The sequence below is a fragment of the Sphingobium yanoikuyae genome, from assembly GCF_034424525.1.
Lineage (GTDB): Bacteria > Pseudomonadota > Alphaproteobacteria > Sphingomonadales > Sphingomonadaceae > Sphingobium > Sphingobium yanoikuyae.
This window is the reverse complement of sequence record NZ_CP139979.1, coordinates 553,319-571,661: the sequence shown is the minus strand read 5'-3', so window position 1 is coordinate 571,661 and position 18,343 is coordinate 553,319. Positions and strand designations below refer to the sequence as shown.

Below are 18,343 nucleotides of genomic sequence, written 5' to 3'. Positions count from 1 at the left end.
GGCCCGGCAAGGATCGGGCCTGCGCCTCGCATGCTCACGGGTTCCAGGGATCGTGACGATCATGCCTGATCCAGCGGGTGCATAGCCATTTCTGTCCCGCCATGACCGGCGCGCCCAGATGCACGGCGGCTTCCGCCGCCTGCCCCTGCGCATCGGTGTTGCGGAACAGCAAGGCATTGCCCTTCCGCCCCTTCACCGACAGGCCCAGCCGCGGGAAGATCGTTTCCCCGCCGGCATAGCCTTCGTTGAGATAGATCAGCATCGTCCATGCCCGCTGGTTGCGGACATGGGGCAGGCAATCATGATGCTGCCGATATTGCTGGCCGACGGCATAGCGCAGCAATGTCAGCGGCTCGCCGCCCGACAGCATCGTCCCGCTTGCCGCCGCAATCCGCCGGTTGATCGCCTGGATCACCAGATCCTCGCGCGCCGGGCCGAAAATCCCGCCATCCGACGTGCGGATCGGATGCGGCATGGGCCGGCCACTGCGCGGATCGATCACCATCGCCGGTTCCAGCAGCGCCTGGCCTTCGCTGATGACATGATGGCATTCGTCGCCCGTCAGGAACTGACGGAACAGCCGGACATCCCAGCCGCCGGCCAGCGCTTCGCCCGCGGGCACGGCCACAGGCGCACCGTCCGGGGCCAATGCCATGCGTTCGATCAGCGCCAGTTGCTGCTGCGCAACCGGATCACCCTGCGCCGCGATCTTCAACCGGGCCAGCGCCTCCGTCCAGTCGACCGGCCCGCCGCTGCCATTGGCGGTCAGCGCGATTTCCATCAGCGCCGCATCGACATGGCCGATCTCGACCGCGCGGCGCAGCAGGCCCCTCGCCCGCTCCAGATCGCGCGCCACGCCATGGCCCGCCAGATGCCAGGTGGCGAGGCAGAAGAGCGCATCGACATCGCCCTGCGACGATGCCTGTTCCAGCCGGGTGACAGCCTGCGCCACTTGGCCGGATGCGGCCAGTTGCCGGGCATGGGAAACGGTGGGGGAAGTCATGGCCAAGCAGAAAACGAAAAGGGCCGGAAGTCAATCCGGCCCTCTCCCTTACAGCATGTCGCTGCGATCAGAACTTGGCGACGGCGCCGATATAGCCATAGCGGCCGCGGACGTCGTAGATGCCCGAACCCGCACCCACGCCGGTCAGGCCGAAGGGCGGTGCGCGGTTGCCGATATTGTCGACACCGACATAGATGTTGAACTTTTCGGTCACGTCATAGCCCATACGTGCGTCGTGATAGAAGACGTCGGGATATTTCTTGAGCGAGGCATAGTCCGCATTCTGCGGCGGCAGCCCGTTGACCGAGTTATAGTCCTCATAGGTGTTGAGGTACATCTTGTCGATCCAGCGCATCTGATAGCCGATCGTCAGCTTGCCGAACTTCACGTCGCCGTTGAAGTTGACCTGGTTCTTGGGATCGCCCAGTTCTTCCAGGATCTGGTTGCGGAAGCTCGGATCAGCCGGATTGAGATATTCGTTCCGCTTGATCATGCGCGTGTAGACCGTCTTGAAACCAGCCGAACCCCAGCTGAAATCATGACGATAGTTGAGTTCGGCGTTGATGCCTTCGGCGGTCAGCTTCGCATAGTTGAGCGTGGTCTGCTGCAACGAACCCTGAAGCACCTGATAGGCCGCTTCACCCGACGGACCTTCGGTCGCGCCGTTACGCGTGAACAGGCCGCAGAACGGATTGTCCAGATTGGGTGCGTCATAGCAGGCGTTCAGGATCTGCTGTGCCGACGGCGCGGTGATGACGTCGTCCACCTTGATGTTGAAATAGTCGACCGACAGCGACAGGCCCGGAATCCAGCGGGGCTGCAGAACGCCACCGACAGTCCAGCTGGTCGAGGTTTCTTCCCGCAGATTGGGGTTGCCGCCCGAAATCAGCTCGATCGACGAGGTGTAGACGAAGTCATAGTTGGTCGGCACGCCGGCCGCACGGCAATTGGCCTCGCGATAGGAGGAACCGGTGCCGATGTTGCGCAGCGAGCAGGGATCGTTCGGCGCAGGCGCGAAATTCTGGCTCTGCTCCGAATAGAGATCGACCACGTTGGGCGCACGGATCGCCTTGTTGTAGGTGCCGCGGAAGCGGATGTCCTGAACCGGGGTCCAGGTCAGTTCCGTGCCCCAGGTGTAGACGGTGCCGGTCGCGCCCTTATAGTCGGACACGCGGCCCGAGGCATTGGCGGTCAGTTCCTTGAAGAAGGGAACATCCTTCAGGATCGGCACGCTGATTTCGCCGTACAGCTCCTTCACTTCGAACGCCGGGGCGCGGAAGGTCGGGATCGCGTTGTAGAAGGCGTAGCCCTGCTGGGTCAGCTCATCCAGGTCATAATAGACCTTCTCGCGGCGATATTCGCCACCGACCGAGAAGCCGACCGGGCCGCCGGGCAGTTCGAACCAGGCGCTGGTATCGCCCGCCACGAAGCCGGACGCCACGAACTGCTTGATCTTGCCTGTCGCGACCGTGTCCATCAGCACATAGTTGCGCGCAGCCTGCGAGACCGAGCCCTGGCCGAAGGGATTGATCGGAACGCATGCCGCAATGTCGGCGGCCAGGATGGCCGCATCCGCGCCATAGTCGACCGTACCGGTCGGATTCAGCTTCGAACGGCAGACGATGTTGCCGGCGGCGTCGCGGGTGGTGTCGATACCCAGCAGGTAGCGCTGTACGTTGACATTGCCCTTGACGACATTCTTCTCGCGATGCTCGCCATAGTTGACGGACAGTTCGTAGTTCCAGTCGTCGTTGAAGTCGCCGCGGACACCGACGACGGCGCGATAGGTTTCACGACGGATGGCTTCGTCACGAATGCCGAAATCGACCCAGTTGCGACGCAGGTTGAACCGGAACGTGCCGGCGTTGATCGCGGCGCGCTGCGCGTCGAGCTGCGCCGCCGTCAGGGCTGCGCCGGTATTGGCGTTGACGGTCGTCGCCAGCAACTGCTGGGTCAGGAGCGTGCGGGCCTGGTCCGACAGGAACGGATTGTCGAGACGGATGCGTTCGCGGCCGCCCGGATCGCCCAGCGTCGTGCCCTGCGAGAAGAAGGGACCGCTCTGCGAGCCATAGGCATCGGCCCGGACATATTTCGCTTCCCAGAAGGGCACGAAGGACGGGCTGAACTCATAATGGCCCATAAGGTTGACCGAAATGCGTTCCAGATTGGGGCTCAGCGCCAGTAGCTTGCCTTCGCGGCTGCTCGTGCCGTTGCCGCCGACATAATTGCCGTTGGGGCCCAGGCCGATGCGTTCACCGGTCTGCGGCACCAGCGTGCCGTCGGGCTGGAACAGCATGTTGCAGACGAAAGCCGCGCCTACCGCATCACGACCGCAGGCCGCGTTGCCGGCGCTCTGGAAGATGCCGGTCTGGCCGCCCAGCGAGATGGTGGCCGAACGCACGTCGCGGAAGAACTGGCGGTCGAACACGCCGTCCGAACCGTTGGCGGTGCCGGCCGGATCGGTGTCGACGACGATGAACGCATTGTTCTGGCGCATGGTCGGACGGTTGGAACCGTAGAAATCGTCCGACTGGGCATATTCGACGTTGATCGCGATATTGCCGCGGCCATCGGCGAAATTCTTGCCCGCCAGGATCGAAGCATAGCGGTTGCCGGCGTCGCCATATTTGCTCGCGCCATTCTGGCCGCGCACCTGGACGCCTTCATAGTCCTGCTTCAGCACGAAGTTGACCACACCGGCGATCGCGTCCGAACCATAGACCGACGATGCGCCACCGGTCATCACGTCGACGCGTTCGATCAGGTCGGTCGGGAAGGTGTTGGTGTCGGGCGACACGCCGTTCGACAGGACGTCGGAACCGACATGGCGGCGACCATTGACCAGCACCAGCGTGCGCTGCGTGCCCAGGCCGTAGAGGTCGAGCAGGTTGAGGCCGCGCGTGCCCAGGAAGCGGGTCGAGTTCTGCTGGCTGAAGGTGCTGCGCAGCTGCGGCAGCTCGTTCAGCGTATCACCGACCGACAGCTGGCCCGTCTCGAAGAACTGCTCGCCCGAAATGGTGGTGATCGGCGCATTGGCTTCCAGATTCGGACGACGAATGCGCGAACCGGTCACGACGATCGACGACGCGACCTCCCCAGTCGCTTCCGGATTGCGATCGGCTTCGGTCGTCTGCGGCGTGGCGCTGCTCCCCTGCGCCATGGCTCCCGTTGCAAAGGCGAAACTGCCCGCCAGGGCAGTAAATGTCAGAAAGCTATATTTTTTCACGAAGCTTCGGTCCCTGTTCAGAAGGACGCGGGCCCTCTCCCGCGCCGCTGCGCACAGGGTGCCCCAACTGGGACGCAAGACAAGCGATATTGTAATATCCTTGTCACACATTGAAATTTTCGTGAAACATGTGACCGTCATGCAACAGCGTCACGCGCAACAAAATGTCACGCTCGCGCCCCACCGATGAGCGCGTAAGTCATTATAATTTCAGGAAAATGGTGCACCCGACGGGATTCGAACCCATGGCCCTCAGATTAGGAATCTGATGCTCTATCCTGCTGAGCTACGGGTGCACGCAGCGCCGGCTCTATTATGCGCGGCGCGCGCGGTCAATTCTTCGCTTCGGGCGGAATCACCGGAAAGGGCAGTTGCGCGACATTGATGCCTTCCTCGGCCAGCGCCTTGGCCTCGGCCGGGGCGACCTCGCCATGAATGCTGCCCTTGTCCTGCTCGCCATAATGCATGGCCCGCGCCTGCTCGGCAAAGCCGCGTCCGACCCAGGTGGAGCCTTCCAGCAACTTCTTCTGTGCGTCCGCCAGCGCCTCGACCAGCGCGCGCATCTTCGCCTCGTCCGGCCCGGCCGCCACCGGCGCCGTCTCCGCTGCGGCCGCCGGCTGCTGCTGCTGCTGCGACGGCACGATCTCGCGCCGCTGGTTGCCCTTGGCCGCCACCGCCGGCGCCATCAGCGCCTTGCCGACCCGCGTGTCGCCGCATAGCGGACAGGCCAGCAGGCCGCGTTCCTTCTGGTCCGCATAGTCTGCGCTGGAACCGAACCAGGCCTCGAACACATGGCCCTGGCCCTCGCATTTAAGGTCGAAAACGATCACCTGATCTCAACATCCTGCGGTATCACGCGCCGATTGGCGATGGCGGGCACCCGCCCGCGCACCGCCTCTACGCGGGTCAGGTCGAGATCGGCAAGGGCCAGCCCCGCCCCCTCGCCCATGTCCAGCAGCACATCGCCCCATGGATCGACCACCAGGCTATGACCATAGGTGGTGCGCCCGTCCTGATGCTCGCCGGCCTGCGCGGCGGCGATCAGGAAACAGCCCGCCTCGATCGCGCGGGCGCGCAACAGCACATGCCAATGCGCCTGCCCGGTCGGCACAGTGAAGGCCGCCGGCGCCAGCAGCACGGTCGCCCCCGCATTGGTCAGCGCCCGATAGAGATCGGGAAAGCGCATGTCGTAGCAGATGGAAAAGCCCATCCGCGCCCAGGGCGTATCGACCGCCACCACGCTTTCCCCCGGCCCATAGACCGAGGATTCGCGCCAGCTTTCGCCCGATGCCAGGTCGACGTCGAACAGATGGATCTTGTCGTAGCGCGCCCGTATTTCGCCCTGATCGTCGATCATGAAGCTGCGATTGGCCCAGCGCCCGTCGCTGCGCGCATCTTTCAGCGGCAGCGATCCGATATGAACCCACAGCCCCTCGCGCGCCGCCGCCTCGCGCACCGCCGCCAGCACGATGTCGTCCGCCTCGCCGCGCAGCGTTTCCGCCGCGCGCTTGCGATCACGGTCCAGATAGCCCGCCATTTCCGGGGTGAAGAGCATGTCCGCTCCCTCCCCCTTGGCGCGCCCCGCTGCATCCACGATCGCGGCGGCATTGGCGGCCGGGGCGATCCCGGTCGTCATCTGAAAGATCGCGGCGCGCATCGGGCTTACAGCCCCAGCAGCCGGTCGAGCTTGCCCTCTCGGTTCAGCGCGGCGAGGTCGTCGCTGCCGCCGATATGCTGGCCGTCGATGAAGATCTGCGGCACGGTGGTGCGCCCCGGCGCCCGCTCCAGCATTTCCTCGCGCTTGGGACCGCCCAGCGAAATATCATATTCCTCGAAGGCAACACCCTTGCCCTCCAGCAGCGCCTTGGCCCGCGCGCAATAGCCGCACCAGTCCTTGGTATAGATTTCGACCTTTGCCATTATCTCGGTAAAACTCCTTTGCCCCGAAATTGGGGGGAATGCGCACTTTGTCAATCGTCACCGGTTCTGGGTAACGCCCGCGCCCAGCACAGCAGATGCACCTCGCGCGCGCCGCCGCCCTTCAGCAGCTTCGCGCAGGCCGCCGCCGTCGCCCCGCTGGTATGGACATCGTCGACCAGCCATATCACCCGTCCCGCCAGCCCGTGCCCCTGCGCCAACGCAAAGGCGCCGCGCACCGCCTGCGCCCGCTGCTTGGGGTTCATGCCCCGCAGCGGCTGCGTCCGCTTCACCCGGCGCAAGCCATGCTTGTCCACCGCCAGCCCCGTCAGCCGCCCCAGATGATCGGCGATCAGCGCCGACTGGTTGAAGCCGCGCCCCCATAGCCGCCAGCGATGCAACGGCACCGGCACGATCAGCGCGCCCTCCATCTCCGCCGGCACATGGCGCAGCATCTGCCCCGCCACCAGCCGGGCCAGGCCGATCCGCCGCCCATATTTGAGGCGCAGCGCCACCGTCCGCGCGACATCGCCATAGGCCAGCACCGCCCGCGCGCTGTCGAACGGCGGCGGCTGTGCCAGGCAGGCGCCACAGGCCGCGCCCTCGCCCATCTCATGCTCGAACGGCAGGCCGCAGCGCGCGCAGCAGGGTGGCCCCAGAAACCGCATCCCGCTCCAGCAATCGAGGCAGAAACCATGGTCCGCACCGACGATCGCGCCGCATCCGGGGCAGCGTGGCGGAAGGGCATAATCCATGACCGGACGCATCACGGTCTTGAGAAGCGGGACCAGCGACATCATCTGCCTTGTCCCCGCTTCGTCCCCGATGCACAAGGCCCGCCATGACTGCCCCCGAAACCCGCCCCGACATTTTCGACCGCGCTCTGCGCGCCCGCCACCGCGACCGGATGCTCGGCACCTTTGCCGATCATGACTTCCTCCACCGCGCGATGCTGGACGAACTGCTCGAACGGCTGGCCGATGTGCAGCGCGAGCTGCCCGAAGTGTTGCTGGTCGGCTGCCCGGACGGCAGCGCGAAGGCCGCGCTCGAAGCCATGGGCAAGCGCGTCGCCTGCGCCGATCCCGGCTTTCTCGCCGCGCAGCGGGCCGGCGGCGTGCAGGCGGACGAGGATGCCCTGCCCTTTGCCGACAATAGTTTCGACCTGGTCATCGCCTGCGGCACACTCGACAGCGTCAATGATCTGCCCGGCGCGCTGATCCTGATGCGCCGCGTGCTGCGGCCCGACGGGCTGATGCTCGCCGCCTTTGCCGGCGCAGGCAGCCTGCCGCGCCTCAAGTCCGCCCTGCTCGCGGCCGAAGGCGACCGCCCCGGTCAGCATGTCCATCCCCAGGTCGATGTCCGCTCGGCCGGCGACCTGCTCAGCCGCGCCGGCTTCGCCATGCCGGTGGCCGATGGCGAGACGCTCAATATCCGCTATGGCGACGTGGTCCGGCTGATGCACGATCTGCGCGGCATGGGCGCGGGCAATGCGCTCGCCACCCGCCCGCCAACCCTGTCGCGCGACGTACTGATGCGCGCCGCCGCCCATTTCGCCGATGCCGCCGATCCCGACGGCCGCACCGCCGAACAGATGGCGCTGATCTATCTCTCCGGCTGGAAACCCGACGCCAGCCAGGCCGCTCCCGCCCGCCGCGGCAGCGCCACCGTCTCGCTGGCCGCCGCCTTGAAGGGCAAGGACTGATCCTCAGGCCGCGACGCTCAGGAAGCGGGATCGCTTGCCCCGATTATAGTCGCGGTAGAAGGCCATGAACTCGTCCGCCGGCAACGCCTTGGCATAATACCAGCCCTGCGCGAACTGGACGCCGGCCTTGCGGACATAGGCATCCTGTTCGCGGGTCTCCACCCCTTCTGCGATCAGGTTCAGCTTCAGCGCCCGCCCCATCCCGATGATATGGGGCGTGACCACGCTGGCCGCCGCATCCCGGCCGATCGCATCGATGAAGCATTTGTCGATCTTGAGCGCGTCGAGCGGCAATGTCTCCAGCAGCGACAGGCTGGAATAGCCGGTGCCGAAATCGTCGATCGCCATCAGATGCCCGGCATCGCGCGCGCGGGCGATGGTCGCGCGGGCCGTGTCCGGGTTGATCAGGCTGCGCTCGGTCACCTCCAGCCAGATCTGGCCCGGCGCGATGCCGGCCTTGGCTATCTCGCGCTCCAGCACGTCCAGGAAGCGGCCGCTTTCCAGGTCGCGCGCGGAAATGTTGATCGCCACATGCACCTGCTGTTCGGCCAGCAGCATGGCGTGCAGGTCCGCCACCACCTGCTCGATCACATGGTCGGTAATGTCCAGGATCAGCCCGCTCTGCTCGGCCAGCGGGATGAACAGGTCGGGCGCTATCCACCGGCCATCGGGCCGCCGCCACCGCACCAGCGCCTCGGCGCCCACGCAATAGCCAGTCGCCAGCTCGATCAGCGGCTGATAATGAACCTGGAACTCGCGCTTGCGGATGGCCAGCTTCAGTTCCTTTTCCGGCGACAGGCGCTGGCGTGACACCCACAGGATCAGCAGCATCAGGATCGCGGACGCCACCAGCCCGATCGGCAATAACAGGCGCATCTCGCTGCCCAGCTTCGCATCGATGGCGCTGCGGTCGGCAATGGCAAAGGCGGTCAGGTCGCCGCGCTGCACCGACGCATAGATGTCCGTATCGTCCATCCCGGTCATCGCCTGCCGGCTCAATTGTCCCACCAGCCCGTCATTGGCCCGCCCGGTAATGGCGATCAGCGTCCCCTGCCGCGTCGCGATGCCCAGGATCATGTGGCTGTCGGACAAGACATCGACCAGCCGCTGCGGCAGGATCAGCACATTATGGTCACGATAGCCCAGCACCATCACCTCGCGGGCATGGCTGATGCGCGGCTTCACATGCAGATGCAGCGCATAACCGCCCGCCAGCGTCGCCGAAGGCGTCCCGCGCCCGATGACGACATCCGCCGGCACCTTGCCCCAACCGGTGCAGGCCAGCCGATCGCCATCATAATGGCCTACTTCCTCCACTGCCCCGCTGTCGATCGCCAACTGGCGCATCCGCTCGATATGGCCGACGGAACAATCGCCCTCGCCGACCTGCGCCAGCACATCCTTGGCGTCGGTCAGCACCTGTTCGGCGCGCAGCAGCGTCCAGTTGGCATATTCCTGCATATGCGCGCGCTCGGCGGCGATCGCCCGCTCGCGCGAAAAATGGATGGTCAGTGCCAGTGGAATGACGATCGCCAATATCGCCAATATCAGGGCCAGAAAGATAATGATCCGTCGCCGCAAGTCCGGCCCCCATCTTCATTCGCCATCGGAGCAGCAAAACCTGCGCCCTCAGCAGAGCAAAGACGAGTATTTATTTTGTTAACGGCCTGTCCTTGCGCGTGAAAGCCCAACGCCCTGTCGCCCTAATGCTCAGCGCAGGCTCAGATAGAGGGTAATGGTCACCAGCGAGGCGATGGTGGAGACCAGCACCACCCGCGCGGTAATACCCGCTTCCCGGCCATAGAATTCGGCGACCATGAACGGACCGGTGCCGGTCGGCAGCGCCGCCATCAGCACCGCCGTCGCCGCCAGCGCCGGCGGCAGGCGGAAGACCAGCGCCAGCGCCCCGGTCAGCAGCGGCTGCGCCAGCAGCTTCATGCCCACCAGAAAGCCAACCGCTCCCGCCGGCAGCGGCGCGCCCTCCCGCTTCTCGGCGATGAACAGGCCCAGCGCGACCAGCGCACAGGGCGATGCCGCACCGCCCAGCAGCGACAGGAACTTGTCCAGCGGCGCCGGCAGCGGAATGGCAAAGGCCAGGAACAGCCCACCGACCAGCGGCGCGACCAGCAGCGGATTGGTCGCCAGCGACCGTGCGACCTTGGCCATCATGTGCCCCGGCCGCCGCTCGCTCTGCATCCCGATCTCGATCAGGATCAACGCCACCGCAAACAGCAGGCAGACGGTAATGATGGTCGCCACCAAAGTCGGCGCCAGCGATGCCGGCCCCAATATCGTCGCTGCCAGCGGAAAGCCGATGAAGCCGGTATTGGCATAGCCGGCGTTGAGCCCATCGACCGTCGCATCCGCCAGATGCCGCCCGCCGCGTCGCTGCAGCAATAGCGTCGCGGCAAAGCTCAGCCCCGCGCCGATGCCGAAGACGGCGATGAAGCCGGGCTGCCAGATATCGCTCCACCGCGCCTTGGCAACGATGTCGAACAGCAGCGCCGGCAGCGCCAGCCACACCACGAAGCGGTTGATCTCCCCGGTCGCATGCGGCCCCAGCACGCCGCTCCTGCGGGCGATCCATCCCGCCCCGATCAGCGCGAAGATGGGCAGGACGATCAGCAGCACGGACAACATCGAACGGACTTTCGGGACAGCGGAAACAGCGCTCGCCTACGCCGCCGGATCGATGCATACCAATGCCATTGCATGGAATGATTGATACTGTTTCCGTATGATCGATATTCGCCAGCTCCGCTATTTCGTCGCCGTCGCCGAAACGCTGCATTTTGGCCGCGCGGCCGAACGGCTGCACGTCACCCAGCCACCGCTCAGTCGTCAGGTCGCTGCACTGGAACAGGAACTGGGCGTCCGCCTGATCGAGCGCCATTCCCGCCGCGCCGTGCTGACCCCGGCCGGCGCCCGCTTCCTGGAGGATGCCCGGCAGATCATCGCCGCGCTCGACCGCGCCTGTCGCGATGCGCGCGCCTGGCAGTCCGGCGACCTTGGCGAACTGACGATCGGTTTCATGATGCATGCCGCCTATAGCAGCGTGCCTCTGCTCACCCGCCGCTTTGCCACCGCCCATCCCGACGTGACGCTGCACCTGCGCGAAACACTGCCGATGATGCTTGCCGACGGCGTGATGGAGGGGCGCTTCGACGCTGCCATCGGTTTCGATCCCGGCACCCGGCGCGGCCTTGCCACCAGCCCGCTCTATCGCGAGCCGCTCGCCGCCGTCGTCCCGTCGGACCATCATCTCGCCAGCGCCAGCGCCCTCACCCCCGACCAGTTGGCCGGCGAACGCTTCATCCTCTCGCCCGCGGATGTGACGCCCACGCTGCGCCGCGCGATCCTGGGCTGGCTGGCCGCGCCGCCCGCCATATTGCTCGAAACCCAGTTGCAGCAGACGATCGTCAGCCTGGTCGGCGAAGGGCTGGGCGTCGCGATCGTGCCGGAATCGCTGCGGCGGCTCGCCATGACCAGTGTGCGCTTCGTGCCGCTGATCGACGCGCCGATGGTCGAGCAACTGTTGATGGTCCGCCCCGACGCCCGCAATCCGGCGCTCACCCATCTGCGCGCGATCGCCGACAGCCTCCAGCCCGCATGAAACGGCCCGCTGTCCTACAGCGCGCCGAACTGCCATGATCGCGCCCGGCTCTTTCTCAACTCAGGCAGGCGGGACGACGTAAGGAAATTTCCAACCATCGACATAAAATGTCGAAATGTGCAGGAAATATGCGAAGTTAAGCGGCGACTTTCCTATTTCCGCCGCCCCTTTCAGGCCACCTAGGTCAGGCTGACAGCGCTTCCGCACGCGCGTCCAGCACCACCCGATTCCGCCCCTCGCGCTTGGCGCGATAGAGCGCGGCATCGGCCGCCTTGATCAGCGTCGAGCCGTCGCGCTCCATGCTCTCTTCCCAAGTGGCGACGCCGAAGGACATGGTCGTCGACCCCAGCGTGCGGCCACCCTGATTGACCATCAACTCGCTGATCGCCTGGCGGACGATCTCCACCCGATCGGCCAGCACCACGGCCGACGTGCCCGGCGCGATGATGGTGAACTCCTCGCCGCCAAAGCGGCAAACGACGTCGCCGTCGCGGAAGCGGCTGCGCATTTCCGTCGCGACCGCCTGCAACACCGCGTCGCCCGCCTCATGGCCGAACTCGTCGTTGAAGCGCTTGAAATGGTCGACGTCGCACATCACCAGGCTCAGCGGGCTGCCGGTGCGCGTCGCCCGCGCGATCTCCAGCGCCAGCGTCTCTTCCATGTAGCGGCGGTTGAACAGGCTGGTCAGCGGATCGCGGATCGTCTGTTCGCGCAGGCCGCGCTGCAGGCGATGGTTGACCAGGGCCGACGCGATATTCTCGGTCAGCACGGTCAGGCGGAACCGGTTCTCGGCCCCCACTACGCCGCGCAGATACAGCACGCCGATCACCTCGCCCCCGGCCAGCAGCGGCTCGCAATGATAATGGTCCGCCTCGGCACCGACATGGGCACAGACGATGTCCGATCCCTGCTCGGTCACATAATGGCTCTGTCCGCGCCGCAGCGCCCAGCACTGGTCGGGCGCAAAACCCGCCTGCTCGACCTCCAGCCCACCCCAGGCCGCGATCGGCACCAGCAGGTTGCGGGAATTATTATGGGCATAGAGGGCGCCGGGAATATCGGGCAGCACGCGCGGCACGAACACCCGGATGATCGACGCCAGTTCCTCGTCGGTGCGGGCCGCCTGCATCCGGTGGGCCATGCCGCCCAGCAGTTCGATCACCTCGCCCCGTTCGCGCAGCACCTGCGCATTGGCGCTCAGTTCCTGGTTGGCGATCTTCAACCGCCCCTCGCTGTCCACCTGGTCGGCGACCGCCGCCTCCAACTCGCGCGCCATTTCATTATAGCCGCCGGCCAGCCGCTCAAACTCGCTCGACCGCATCTCGACATCGATGCGCGCGCTGCGATCGCCCGCGCCCAGCTTGCCCATCACCGTCATCATAGCCTCGACCGGACGGCGGATGCCGCGGATCAGCGCAACGCCCATGATGACGATGATCGCCACCGTCAGCGGCGTGCCCAGCAGCACCAGCCAGCGAATATAGTTGAGCCGCCGTTCCACCGCGCCCATGCGCTCGACCGACAGCGAACGCTCCTCGGCCAGCAGGTCGCCGACACGCGCCTCGACCATCAACATCAGATAACGGCCGCGTCCGGTCGCGGTCGACGCCTGCGCCCCGGCAAAGTCGCCCGCGCGGGTCATGGCCGCCGACTTCTCCAGGCTCGCGGCCCGTTCCGTCACCAGCGCACGCACCTGCTGCGCCCGTTCATTCTGCGGCGGATTGTCGGCCGTCAGCTTGACCAGCGCGGCCGCATCATGCTTGGCGGCGGCGATTTCGGCGGCAACGGTCTCGGCAAATTCGGGATTGCGGGTCAGCACATAGCCGCGCTGTCCCGACTCCGCTTCCTGCAGATGGCCCAGCGTCCGGTTCGCGGTCTTGAGCACCTGCGAGGAATGGGTCACCCAGCCCAGGCTGCCGCGCATCTGCGCCGACCCATCGAGCAGCAGCCCGGCGAGCAGCACCATCACCACGCACAATATGCCGCACAGCACCACAATCCGATGGGACAATGATCCGACCAACTGACACTCCCTGGGTCCGCAAGCCCATCGCCTTTGGTCAATCGCTTCGCCGATGCAACATGAATCATTGTTTTTTAGGGAGAATTGCGACCGATCGAAGACTCCTGCCTCAGCCTGTCCCTTGTAGCACAGCCAGGCTGCCAACCGTCGGCGGATCGATAACATCCCGTCCCGTCCATGCCTCGCCTTCCCGCACATAATCGACATGGCTGGCCCGACGAAACGCGTTGCCGTCCCAGACGATCACCTGCAGCTCGATCGCATTGTTGCGCCGGACATGCAGCCAGTTGAAGCTTTGCGGCTCGGCATTGCGCAGCCGGGTCGATGTCGCCGTCCCCGCCTGGATCACCAGCGCGCCGCCGCTATGCGCCACCATTTTCTGCGCGGCCTCCGCATAGGTGCGGTGGAAATGCCCGGCCAGCGCAACATGCACCCCCGCCTCGCACGCCGCCTGCACCGCATCCTCATGCCGCCCCACCGCCTCGCTCAATTCTCCGCCCCGGCCGATCGGCATGGCGAACAACGGATGATGGGTCACCAGGATGCGGGTCTTGGCCGGCGCGACCTGCGCGAAACTCTCGCGCAGCCGGTCCATCTGGTCATGGTTGATCCGCCCGTCCTTGATCGTCAGCGACCGGGCGGTGTTGAGGCCCAGTATCGCGACCTCGTCATCCTCGTAAAAGGGACAGAGATCGCGGCTGATATAGCGCTTGTAGCGCGCCAGCGGCCGGGCGAAGCGTCGCACCACGTCGAACAGCGGCACGTCATGATTGCCGGGGATCACCAATATCTTCAGCCCCGCCGCGCGCAGGCGATTAAGCCAGGCCGCCGCCGCCCTGAACTGCTCCACCCGCGCCCGCTGGGTCAGGTCGCCGCTGATGACGACCAGGTCGGGCCGGCGCTCCTCCAGCCAGGCGGTGGCGGCGTCGACGATGCGCGGATCATGCGCGCCGAAATGAATGTCGGACAGATGGGCGATACGGGCCATGCCTCCCCAACGAATCCATCGCTATTCGTTTCCGATGGACCCGAAATCGCCGCACGGTGTTATTGCGGCATGGAAACGAAAACGCTCCCCCGGCAGGCGATCCTCGTCGTCAACGCCCATAGCCGACGCGGCCAGGACAATTTCAATCAGGCAAGGGAAAAACTCGAAGCCGCCGACGTCGAGCTGATCGCTGCCCATGCGGTCGATGACCCCGAACAGATGGCCGCCACCGTCCGCCAGGCGGTGGAAAGCGGCGCGCCGATGGTCATCGTCGGCGGCGGCGATGGCTCCATGTCGGGCACGGTCGACGAATTGGTCGGCAAGGATTGCGTGTTTGGCGTACTGCCGCTCGGCACCGCCAACAGCTTCGCCCGCACATTGGGCCTGCCGCTCGACCTCGACGGCGCGGTCCGCGCCATCGCCACCGGCCAGCGCCGCCGCGTGGACCTCGGCATGATCGATCGCGACTATTTCGTGAATGCCGCCTCATTGGGCCTGTCGCCGATGATCGGCCAGACCGTGCCGCACAAGCTCAAACGCTATCTCGGCCGCATCGGCTATCTCATCTGGGCGGTCAAATGCTCGGTCGGCTTCCGCGCCTTCCGCCTGACGATCGACGATGGAGTGAAGGAACGGCGCCTGTGGTCGACCGAGGTGCGCATCCTCAACGGCCCCTATCATGGCGGGGTCGAGTTGTCGGACCATGCCGCCGTCGATACCGGCGAGATCGTGATCCAGGCCGTCGTCGGCCGCTCCAAGCCGCGCCTCGCCTGGGACTGGTATGCCAAATTCTTCAAGCTGCGCGACCGCAACGCCCATACCGAGGAATTTCACGGCCGCCAGTTCAAGCTCGCCTGCCACCCGCCACAGAAAATATCGATCGACGGCGAAGTGCTGGCAAAAACCCCCGTCACGGTAAAGATCGCCCCCGGCGCGGTCGATGTGGCGGTGCCGCAGGACTAGGCGGCAAGGACAAGTCCAAACGGTCGGGAAGCGACCATTCATCGCCATTCCTTCTCCCTTGAGGGAGATGGATATTAAGCCTTGCCGCGTAGCGGCCAGGCGAAGTTGGATGAGGGGGATGCGCTATCTTGGTCCATGTACGCGAGGGTACGTCCCCTCACCCAGCAGCGTCATCCCGGCGTAGGTAGCCCCCTCTCTTCTTCGGAGCAGGCGAAGGTCAATTTCCGCCCACCCTCACGGCATCAGCCGGCGGCGGCCTTCCCACAAATGCCAGCGCATCGCCAGCGCCGCGCCTTCGGCGTCCTGGGCGCGGATGGCGGCGACGATCTGTTCATGTTCGCGCAGCATGGTCGCGATCACTTCGGGCGGGCGCGATCGGCTGATGTCGACGCCGGCGCGCATCACCTTGTCGACATCGGCATGGAGCGCGTCGAAGGCGATCAGGAAGGCCGGATTGCCGGTCGCCTCGGCAATGCGGCGGTGCAGTTCCATATCCTCGGCATGGGCCGGCTCGCTCGACAGCAGGGCGGTGCGCAGCATCTCCATCCCTTCCTCGACATGCGCCATTTCGAGCGGGCTGCGGCGGGTGGCGGCGAGGCGCGCGGCCTCCGCCTCCAGCACGAAGCGGACCTCGTAACTGCCGAGCGTCGCGGGCAGTTCGGTCGCCGGCATGAAGGCGGCGAGGCGCTGCGACGGGCGGCTTTTCACGAAGGAGCCGGCACCCCGGCGCGCCTCGGTAATGCCGTCCGAGGCGAGGCGGACCAGCGCCTCGCGCACGATCGCGCGGGAGACGCCGAACCGCTCCGCCAGCGCGGCCTCCGACGGCAGGCGATCGCCGACCGCCAGATCCTGGTCGTTGATGATCTCGACGATGCCGGCATAGGCATGGTCGGACAATCGAGCCTGGTTCATCGGCGCACCTGTGGATCGCTGGGCAACATCCTGTGCCTCCTAGTCATGAGAGGCTGCTGACGACAAGCGTCAGCAGCGCCCTGGTCAGAAGATGCTGCTGGCGACGAGCACCAGCAGCAGGCCGACGACCGCGACCACGGTTTCCATGATCGACCAGGTCTTGAACGTGCCCGGCATGTCGGTGCCGAGATAGGATTTGACCAGCCAGAAGCCGGGATCATTGACGTGGGAGAAGAAGAGCGAGCCCGCGCCGATCGCCAGCACCATCCATTCGGGCTCCACGCCCGATGCGGCGACGAGGCCCTGCATCACGCCGGCGGTGGTGATGGTGGCGACGGTGGCCGAGCCGGTGGCGAGGCGGATGCATACCGACACGCCCCAGGCGAGCAGGATCGGCGAGATCGCGCCGCCAGCGGCAAAGCGGACCAACAGGTCGGAAAGCCCGGCCGTCACCAGCACCTGCTTGAGCGCGCCGCCCGCGCCGATCGCCAGGATGATCCCGCCGGCGGGGACCATCGCTTCGGACCAGATCGCGTTCTGGATCTTTGCGTCGGTGATGCGGCGGCCGAACAGCAAGGGCAGCGCCACCAGCACCGCGATCAGCAGCGCGACGACCGGATCGCTGACCCAGCCAAGCCAGTGGAAATGCGGCGCGACCGACGCCGGCAGCAGCGCCACCGCCTGTCCCGCGGCGATCAGCACCACCGGCAGCAGCACGGCCGCGAGCGCACGACCGACCGAGGGGGTGGCGACATCGACCTTGACCGGATCGAGCAGCGGCGGGTTCAATTTCACGCCGGGGGCGGTGAAGCGGGCCAGCACGGGGCCGGCGATGATCGCGGTCGGGATGCCGACGATCAGGCCATAGAGAAGGGTGAGGCCGAGATTGGCGCCGAGCGCATTGACCGCGAGCAGCGGGCCGGGATGCGGCGGTACCAGCGCATGGACGACCGACAGGCCCGACAGTGCAGGCAGCATCAGCTTGAGCTTGGCCGTATCGCCATTCTGCCCGGCGGGCAGCGCGGCGGCGGCGGAGGCGACGATCGGCAGCAGCAGGACGAGGCCCGTCTCAAAGAAGAGCGGCAGGCCGATGACGATGGCGGTGAACAGGCTGGCCCAGGGCGCGCCCTTCACGCCGGAGATGCGCAGCGCCGAGCGGGCAAGGCCGCCGGCGCCGTCCGACAATTGCAGCATCGCACCGAGGCCCAGGCCCAGCGCCACGACCAGGCCGGTGCCGCCCAATATGGTGCCCGCGCCCTTTTCGACCGCCTTGGCGGTTTCCTCCATCGGCAGGCCGGCGATCAGGCCGACGGTGAAAGCGCCGCAGAGCAGGCCGACAAAGGGATGGAGCCGGCCGCGGATGATGAGGGCGATGGAAAGGGCGATGCCGATGACGGCGGCGATCAGCAGGCGATAGTCGGCGGGGGTCATCGGATCATGCCTCCCTGTAGTCCGCCCTGGCTGAACGCCCGGCCACATGGCACCGATCGACGATATGGTAACGCCATCCCCACCCTCTCTTTCCTATGCGTAGCCGGTCATTCGCTGGGCGAATCCCGAAAATCTGTTAGACAGGTTATAGCCGCATTTCGGCCATGCGCTAGGTTATTTCCCGAATATTGCAAATTTTCGCTTGAACCTGTCTGACTGATTCCAGTATCGTTAGCGCTAACGAATCCTGGGCCGAACCAGGCCCCAACGCGGATCAATCAGAGGGAGAGGCAGGATGCAGGATCTGCATATTCTCGATCGCCAGGACCAGATGGTCCCCGAAGCCCCACATCTCACGCCGACCCAGATGAAGGTGATGCGCTGCGTCCATTCCGGCCTGCTCAACAAGCAGATCGCCTATGAGCTGGGCATGGCCGAGGCGACGGTGAAGGTCCATATGACCGCGCTGATGCGCAAGCTCAACGTCCGCAACCGCACCCAGGTCGCCATCGCCGCCAGCCATTTCGGCTGGATGCGCCCGGCGCTGAGCCGCGCCGCCGACTGA

At 65.8% G+C, this 18,343-nt stretch carries 16 protein-coding genes and 1 tRNA gene; 4 read left to right on the top strand and 13 right to left on the bottom strand.

Going from position 1 to position 18,343, the window contains the following annotated elements:
- Positions 1 to 34: 34 nt before the first annotated feature.
- From U0025_RS02635 to U0025_RS02605, 7 genes are all read right to left on the bottom strand, one after another.
- Positions 35 to 1,003 (bottom strand): 2OG-Fe(II) oxygenase, encoded by a 969-nt coding sequence (locus tag U0025_RS02635; protein WP_004211050.1) that lies wholly within the window; start codon positions 1,001 to 1,003, stop codon positions 35 to 37.
- Between the two features lie 67 nt (positions 1,004 to 1,070).
- On the bottom strand, positions 1,071 to 4,163 hold the full coding sequence (locus U0025_RS02630; RefSeq protein ID WP_037491103.1) for a TonB-dependent receptor domain-containing protein: 3,093 nt from the start codon (positions 4,161 to 4,163) through the stop codon (positions 1,071 to 1,073).
- Between the two features lie 285 nt (positions 4,164 to 4,448).
- Positions 4,449 to 4,525 (bottom strand) — tRNA-Arg (locus tag U0025_RS02625).
- Between the two features lie 36 nt (positions 4,526 to 4,561).
- Positions 4,562 to 5,059, bottom strand: a complete 498-nt coding sequence (locus U0025_RS02620) for a DUF1178 family protein (protein ID WP_004211048.1) — start codon at positions 5,057 to 5,059, stop codon at positions 4,562 to 4,564.
- Positions 5,056 to 5,886, bottom strand: coding sequence for a carbon-nitrogen hydrolase family protein (locus tag U0025_RS02615; protein ID WP_004211047.1), 831 nt, complete (start codon positions 5,884 to 5,886; stop codon positions 5,056 to 5,058). The genes U0025_RS02620 and U0025_RS02615 overlap by 4 nt, the downstream gene beginning before the upstream one ends.
- 5 nt (positions 5,887 to 5,891) lie before the next feature.
- Positions 5,892 to 6,149, bottom strand: a complete 258-nt coding sequence (gene grxC / locus U0025_RS02610) for a glutaredoxin 3 (protein ID WP_004211046.1) — start codon at positions 6,147 to 6,149, stop codon at positions 5,892 to 5,894.
- A 50-nt stretch (positions 6,150 to 6,199) separates the two neighbouring features.
- Positions 6,200 to 6,946, bottom strand: coding sequence for a ComF family protein (locus tag U0025_RS02605; protein WP_037491101.1), 747 nt, complete (start codon positions 6,944 to 6,946; stop codon positions 6,200 to 6,202).
- A 41-nt stretch (positions 6,947 to 6,987) separates the two neighbouring features.
- Between U0025_RS02605 and U0025_RS02600 the strand changes: the two genes are divergently transcribed.
- Positions 6,988 to 7,848 (top strand): class I SAM-dependent methyltransferase, encoded by an 861-nt coding sequence (locus U0025_RS02600; protein WP_004211044.1) that lies wholly within the window; start codon positions 6,988 to 6,990, stop codon positions 7,846 to 7,848.
- 3 nt (positions 7,849 to 7,851) lie between these two features.
- Here U0025_RS02600 and U0025_RS02595 read toward each other — a convergent pair whose 3' ends face one another.
- Both U0025_RS02595 and U0025_RS02590 read right to left on the bottom strand, forming a co-directional pair.
- Positions 7,852 to 9,429 (bottom strand): EAL domain-containing protein, encoded by a 1,578-nt coding sequence (locus tag U0025_RS02595; RefSeq protein ID WP_004211043.1) that lies wholly within the window; start codon positions 9,427 to 9,429, stop codon positions 7,852 to 7,854.
- A 129-nt stretch (positions 9,430 to 9,558) separates the two neighbouring features.
- Positions 9,559 to 10,488: an AEC family transporter gene (locus U0025_RS02590; RefSeq protein ID WP_004211042.1), complete on the bottom strand. Its 930-nt coding sequence runs from the start codon at positions 10,486 to 10,488 to the stop codon at positions 9,559 to 9,561.
- 97 nt (positions 10,489 to 10,585) lie between these two features.
- Between U0025_RS02590 and U0025_RS02585 the strand changes: the two genes are divergently transcribed.
- Positions 10,586 to 11,461: a LysR family transcriptional regulator gene (locus U0025_RS02585; RefSeq protein WP_004211041.1), complete on the top strand. Its 876-nt coding sequence runs from the start codon at positions 10,586 to 10,588 to the stop codon at positions 11,459 to 11,461.
- Between the two features lie 184 nt (positions 11,462 to 11,645).
- On the opposite strand, the gene U0025_RS02580 is transcribed toward U0025_RS02585, so the two are convergent.
- Complete coding sequence (locus U0025_RS02580) at positions 11,646 to 13,427, bottom strand: diguanylate cyclase (protein WP_037491098.1); 1,782 nt, start codon at positions 13,425 to 13,427, stop codon at positions 11,646 to 11,648.
- Positions 13,428 to 13,593: 166 nt separating this feature from the next.
- Positions 13,594 to 14,472, bottom strand: a complete 879-nt coding sequence (locus U0025_RS02575; RefSeq protein ID WP_004211038.1) for a metallophosphoesterase family protein — start codon at positions 14,470 to 14,472, stop codon at positions 13,594 to 13,596.
- Between the two features lie 69 nt (positions 14,473 to 14,541).
- Here U0025_RS02575 and U0025_RS02570 point away from each other — a divergent pair, with 69 nt between their 5' ends.
- Positions 14,542 to 15,435 carry a diacylglycerol/lipid kinase family protein gene (locus tag U0025_RS02570; RefSeq protein WP_004211037.1) on the top strand — a complete coding sequence of 298 codons (894 nt, stop codon included), beginning with the start codon at positions 14,542 to 14,544 and terminating at the stop codon, positions 15,433 to 15,435.
- Positions 15,436 to 15,669: 234 nt separating this feature from the next.
- Here U0025_RS02570 and U0025_RS02565 read toward each other — a convergent pair whose 3' ends face one another.
- Together U0025_RS02565 and U0025_RS02560 are read right to left on the bottom strand one after the other, a co-directional pair.
- Positions 15,670 to 16,347 (bottom strand): FadR/GntR family transcriptional regulator, encoded by a 678-nt coding sequence (locus tag U0025_RS02565; RefSeq protein WP_004211036.1) that lies wholly within the window; start codon positions 16,345 to 16,347, stop codon positions 15,670 to 15,672.
- An 84-nt stretch (positions 16,348 to 16,431) separates the two neighbouring features.
- Positions 16,432 to 17,778 (bottom strand): GntT/GntP/DsdX family permease, encoded by a 1,347-nt coding sequence (locus U0025_RS02560; protein ID WP_004211035.1) that lies wholly within the window; start codon positions 17,776 to 17,778, stop codon positions 16,432 to 16,434.
- 295 nt (positions 17,779 to 18,073) lie between these two features.
- Here U0025_RS02560 and U0025_RS02555 point away from each other — a divergent pair, with 295 nt between their 5' ends.
- Positions 18,074 to 18,343 carry a helix-turn-helix domain-containing protein gene (locus U0025_RS02555; protein ID WP_004211034.1) on the top strand — a complete coding sequence of 90 codons (270 nt, stop codon included), beginning with the start codon at positions 18,074 to 18,076 and terminating at the stop codon, positions 18,341 to 18,343.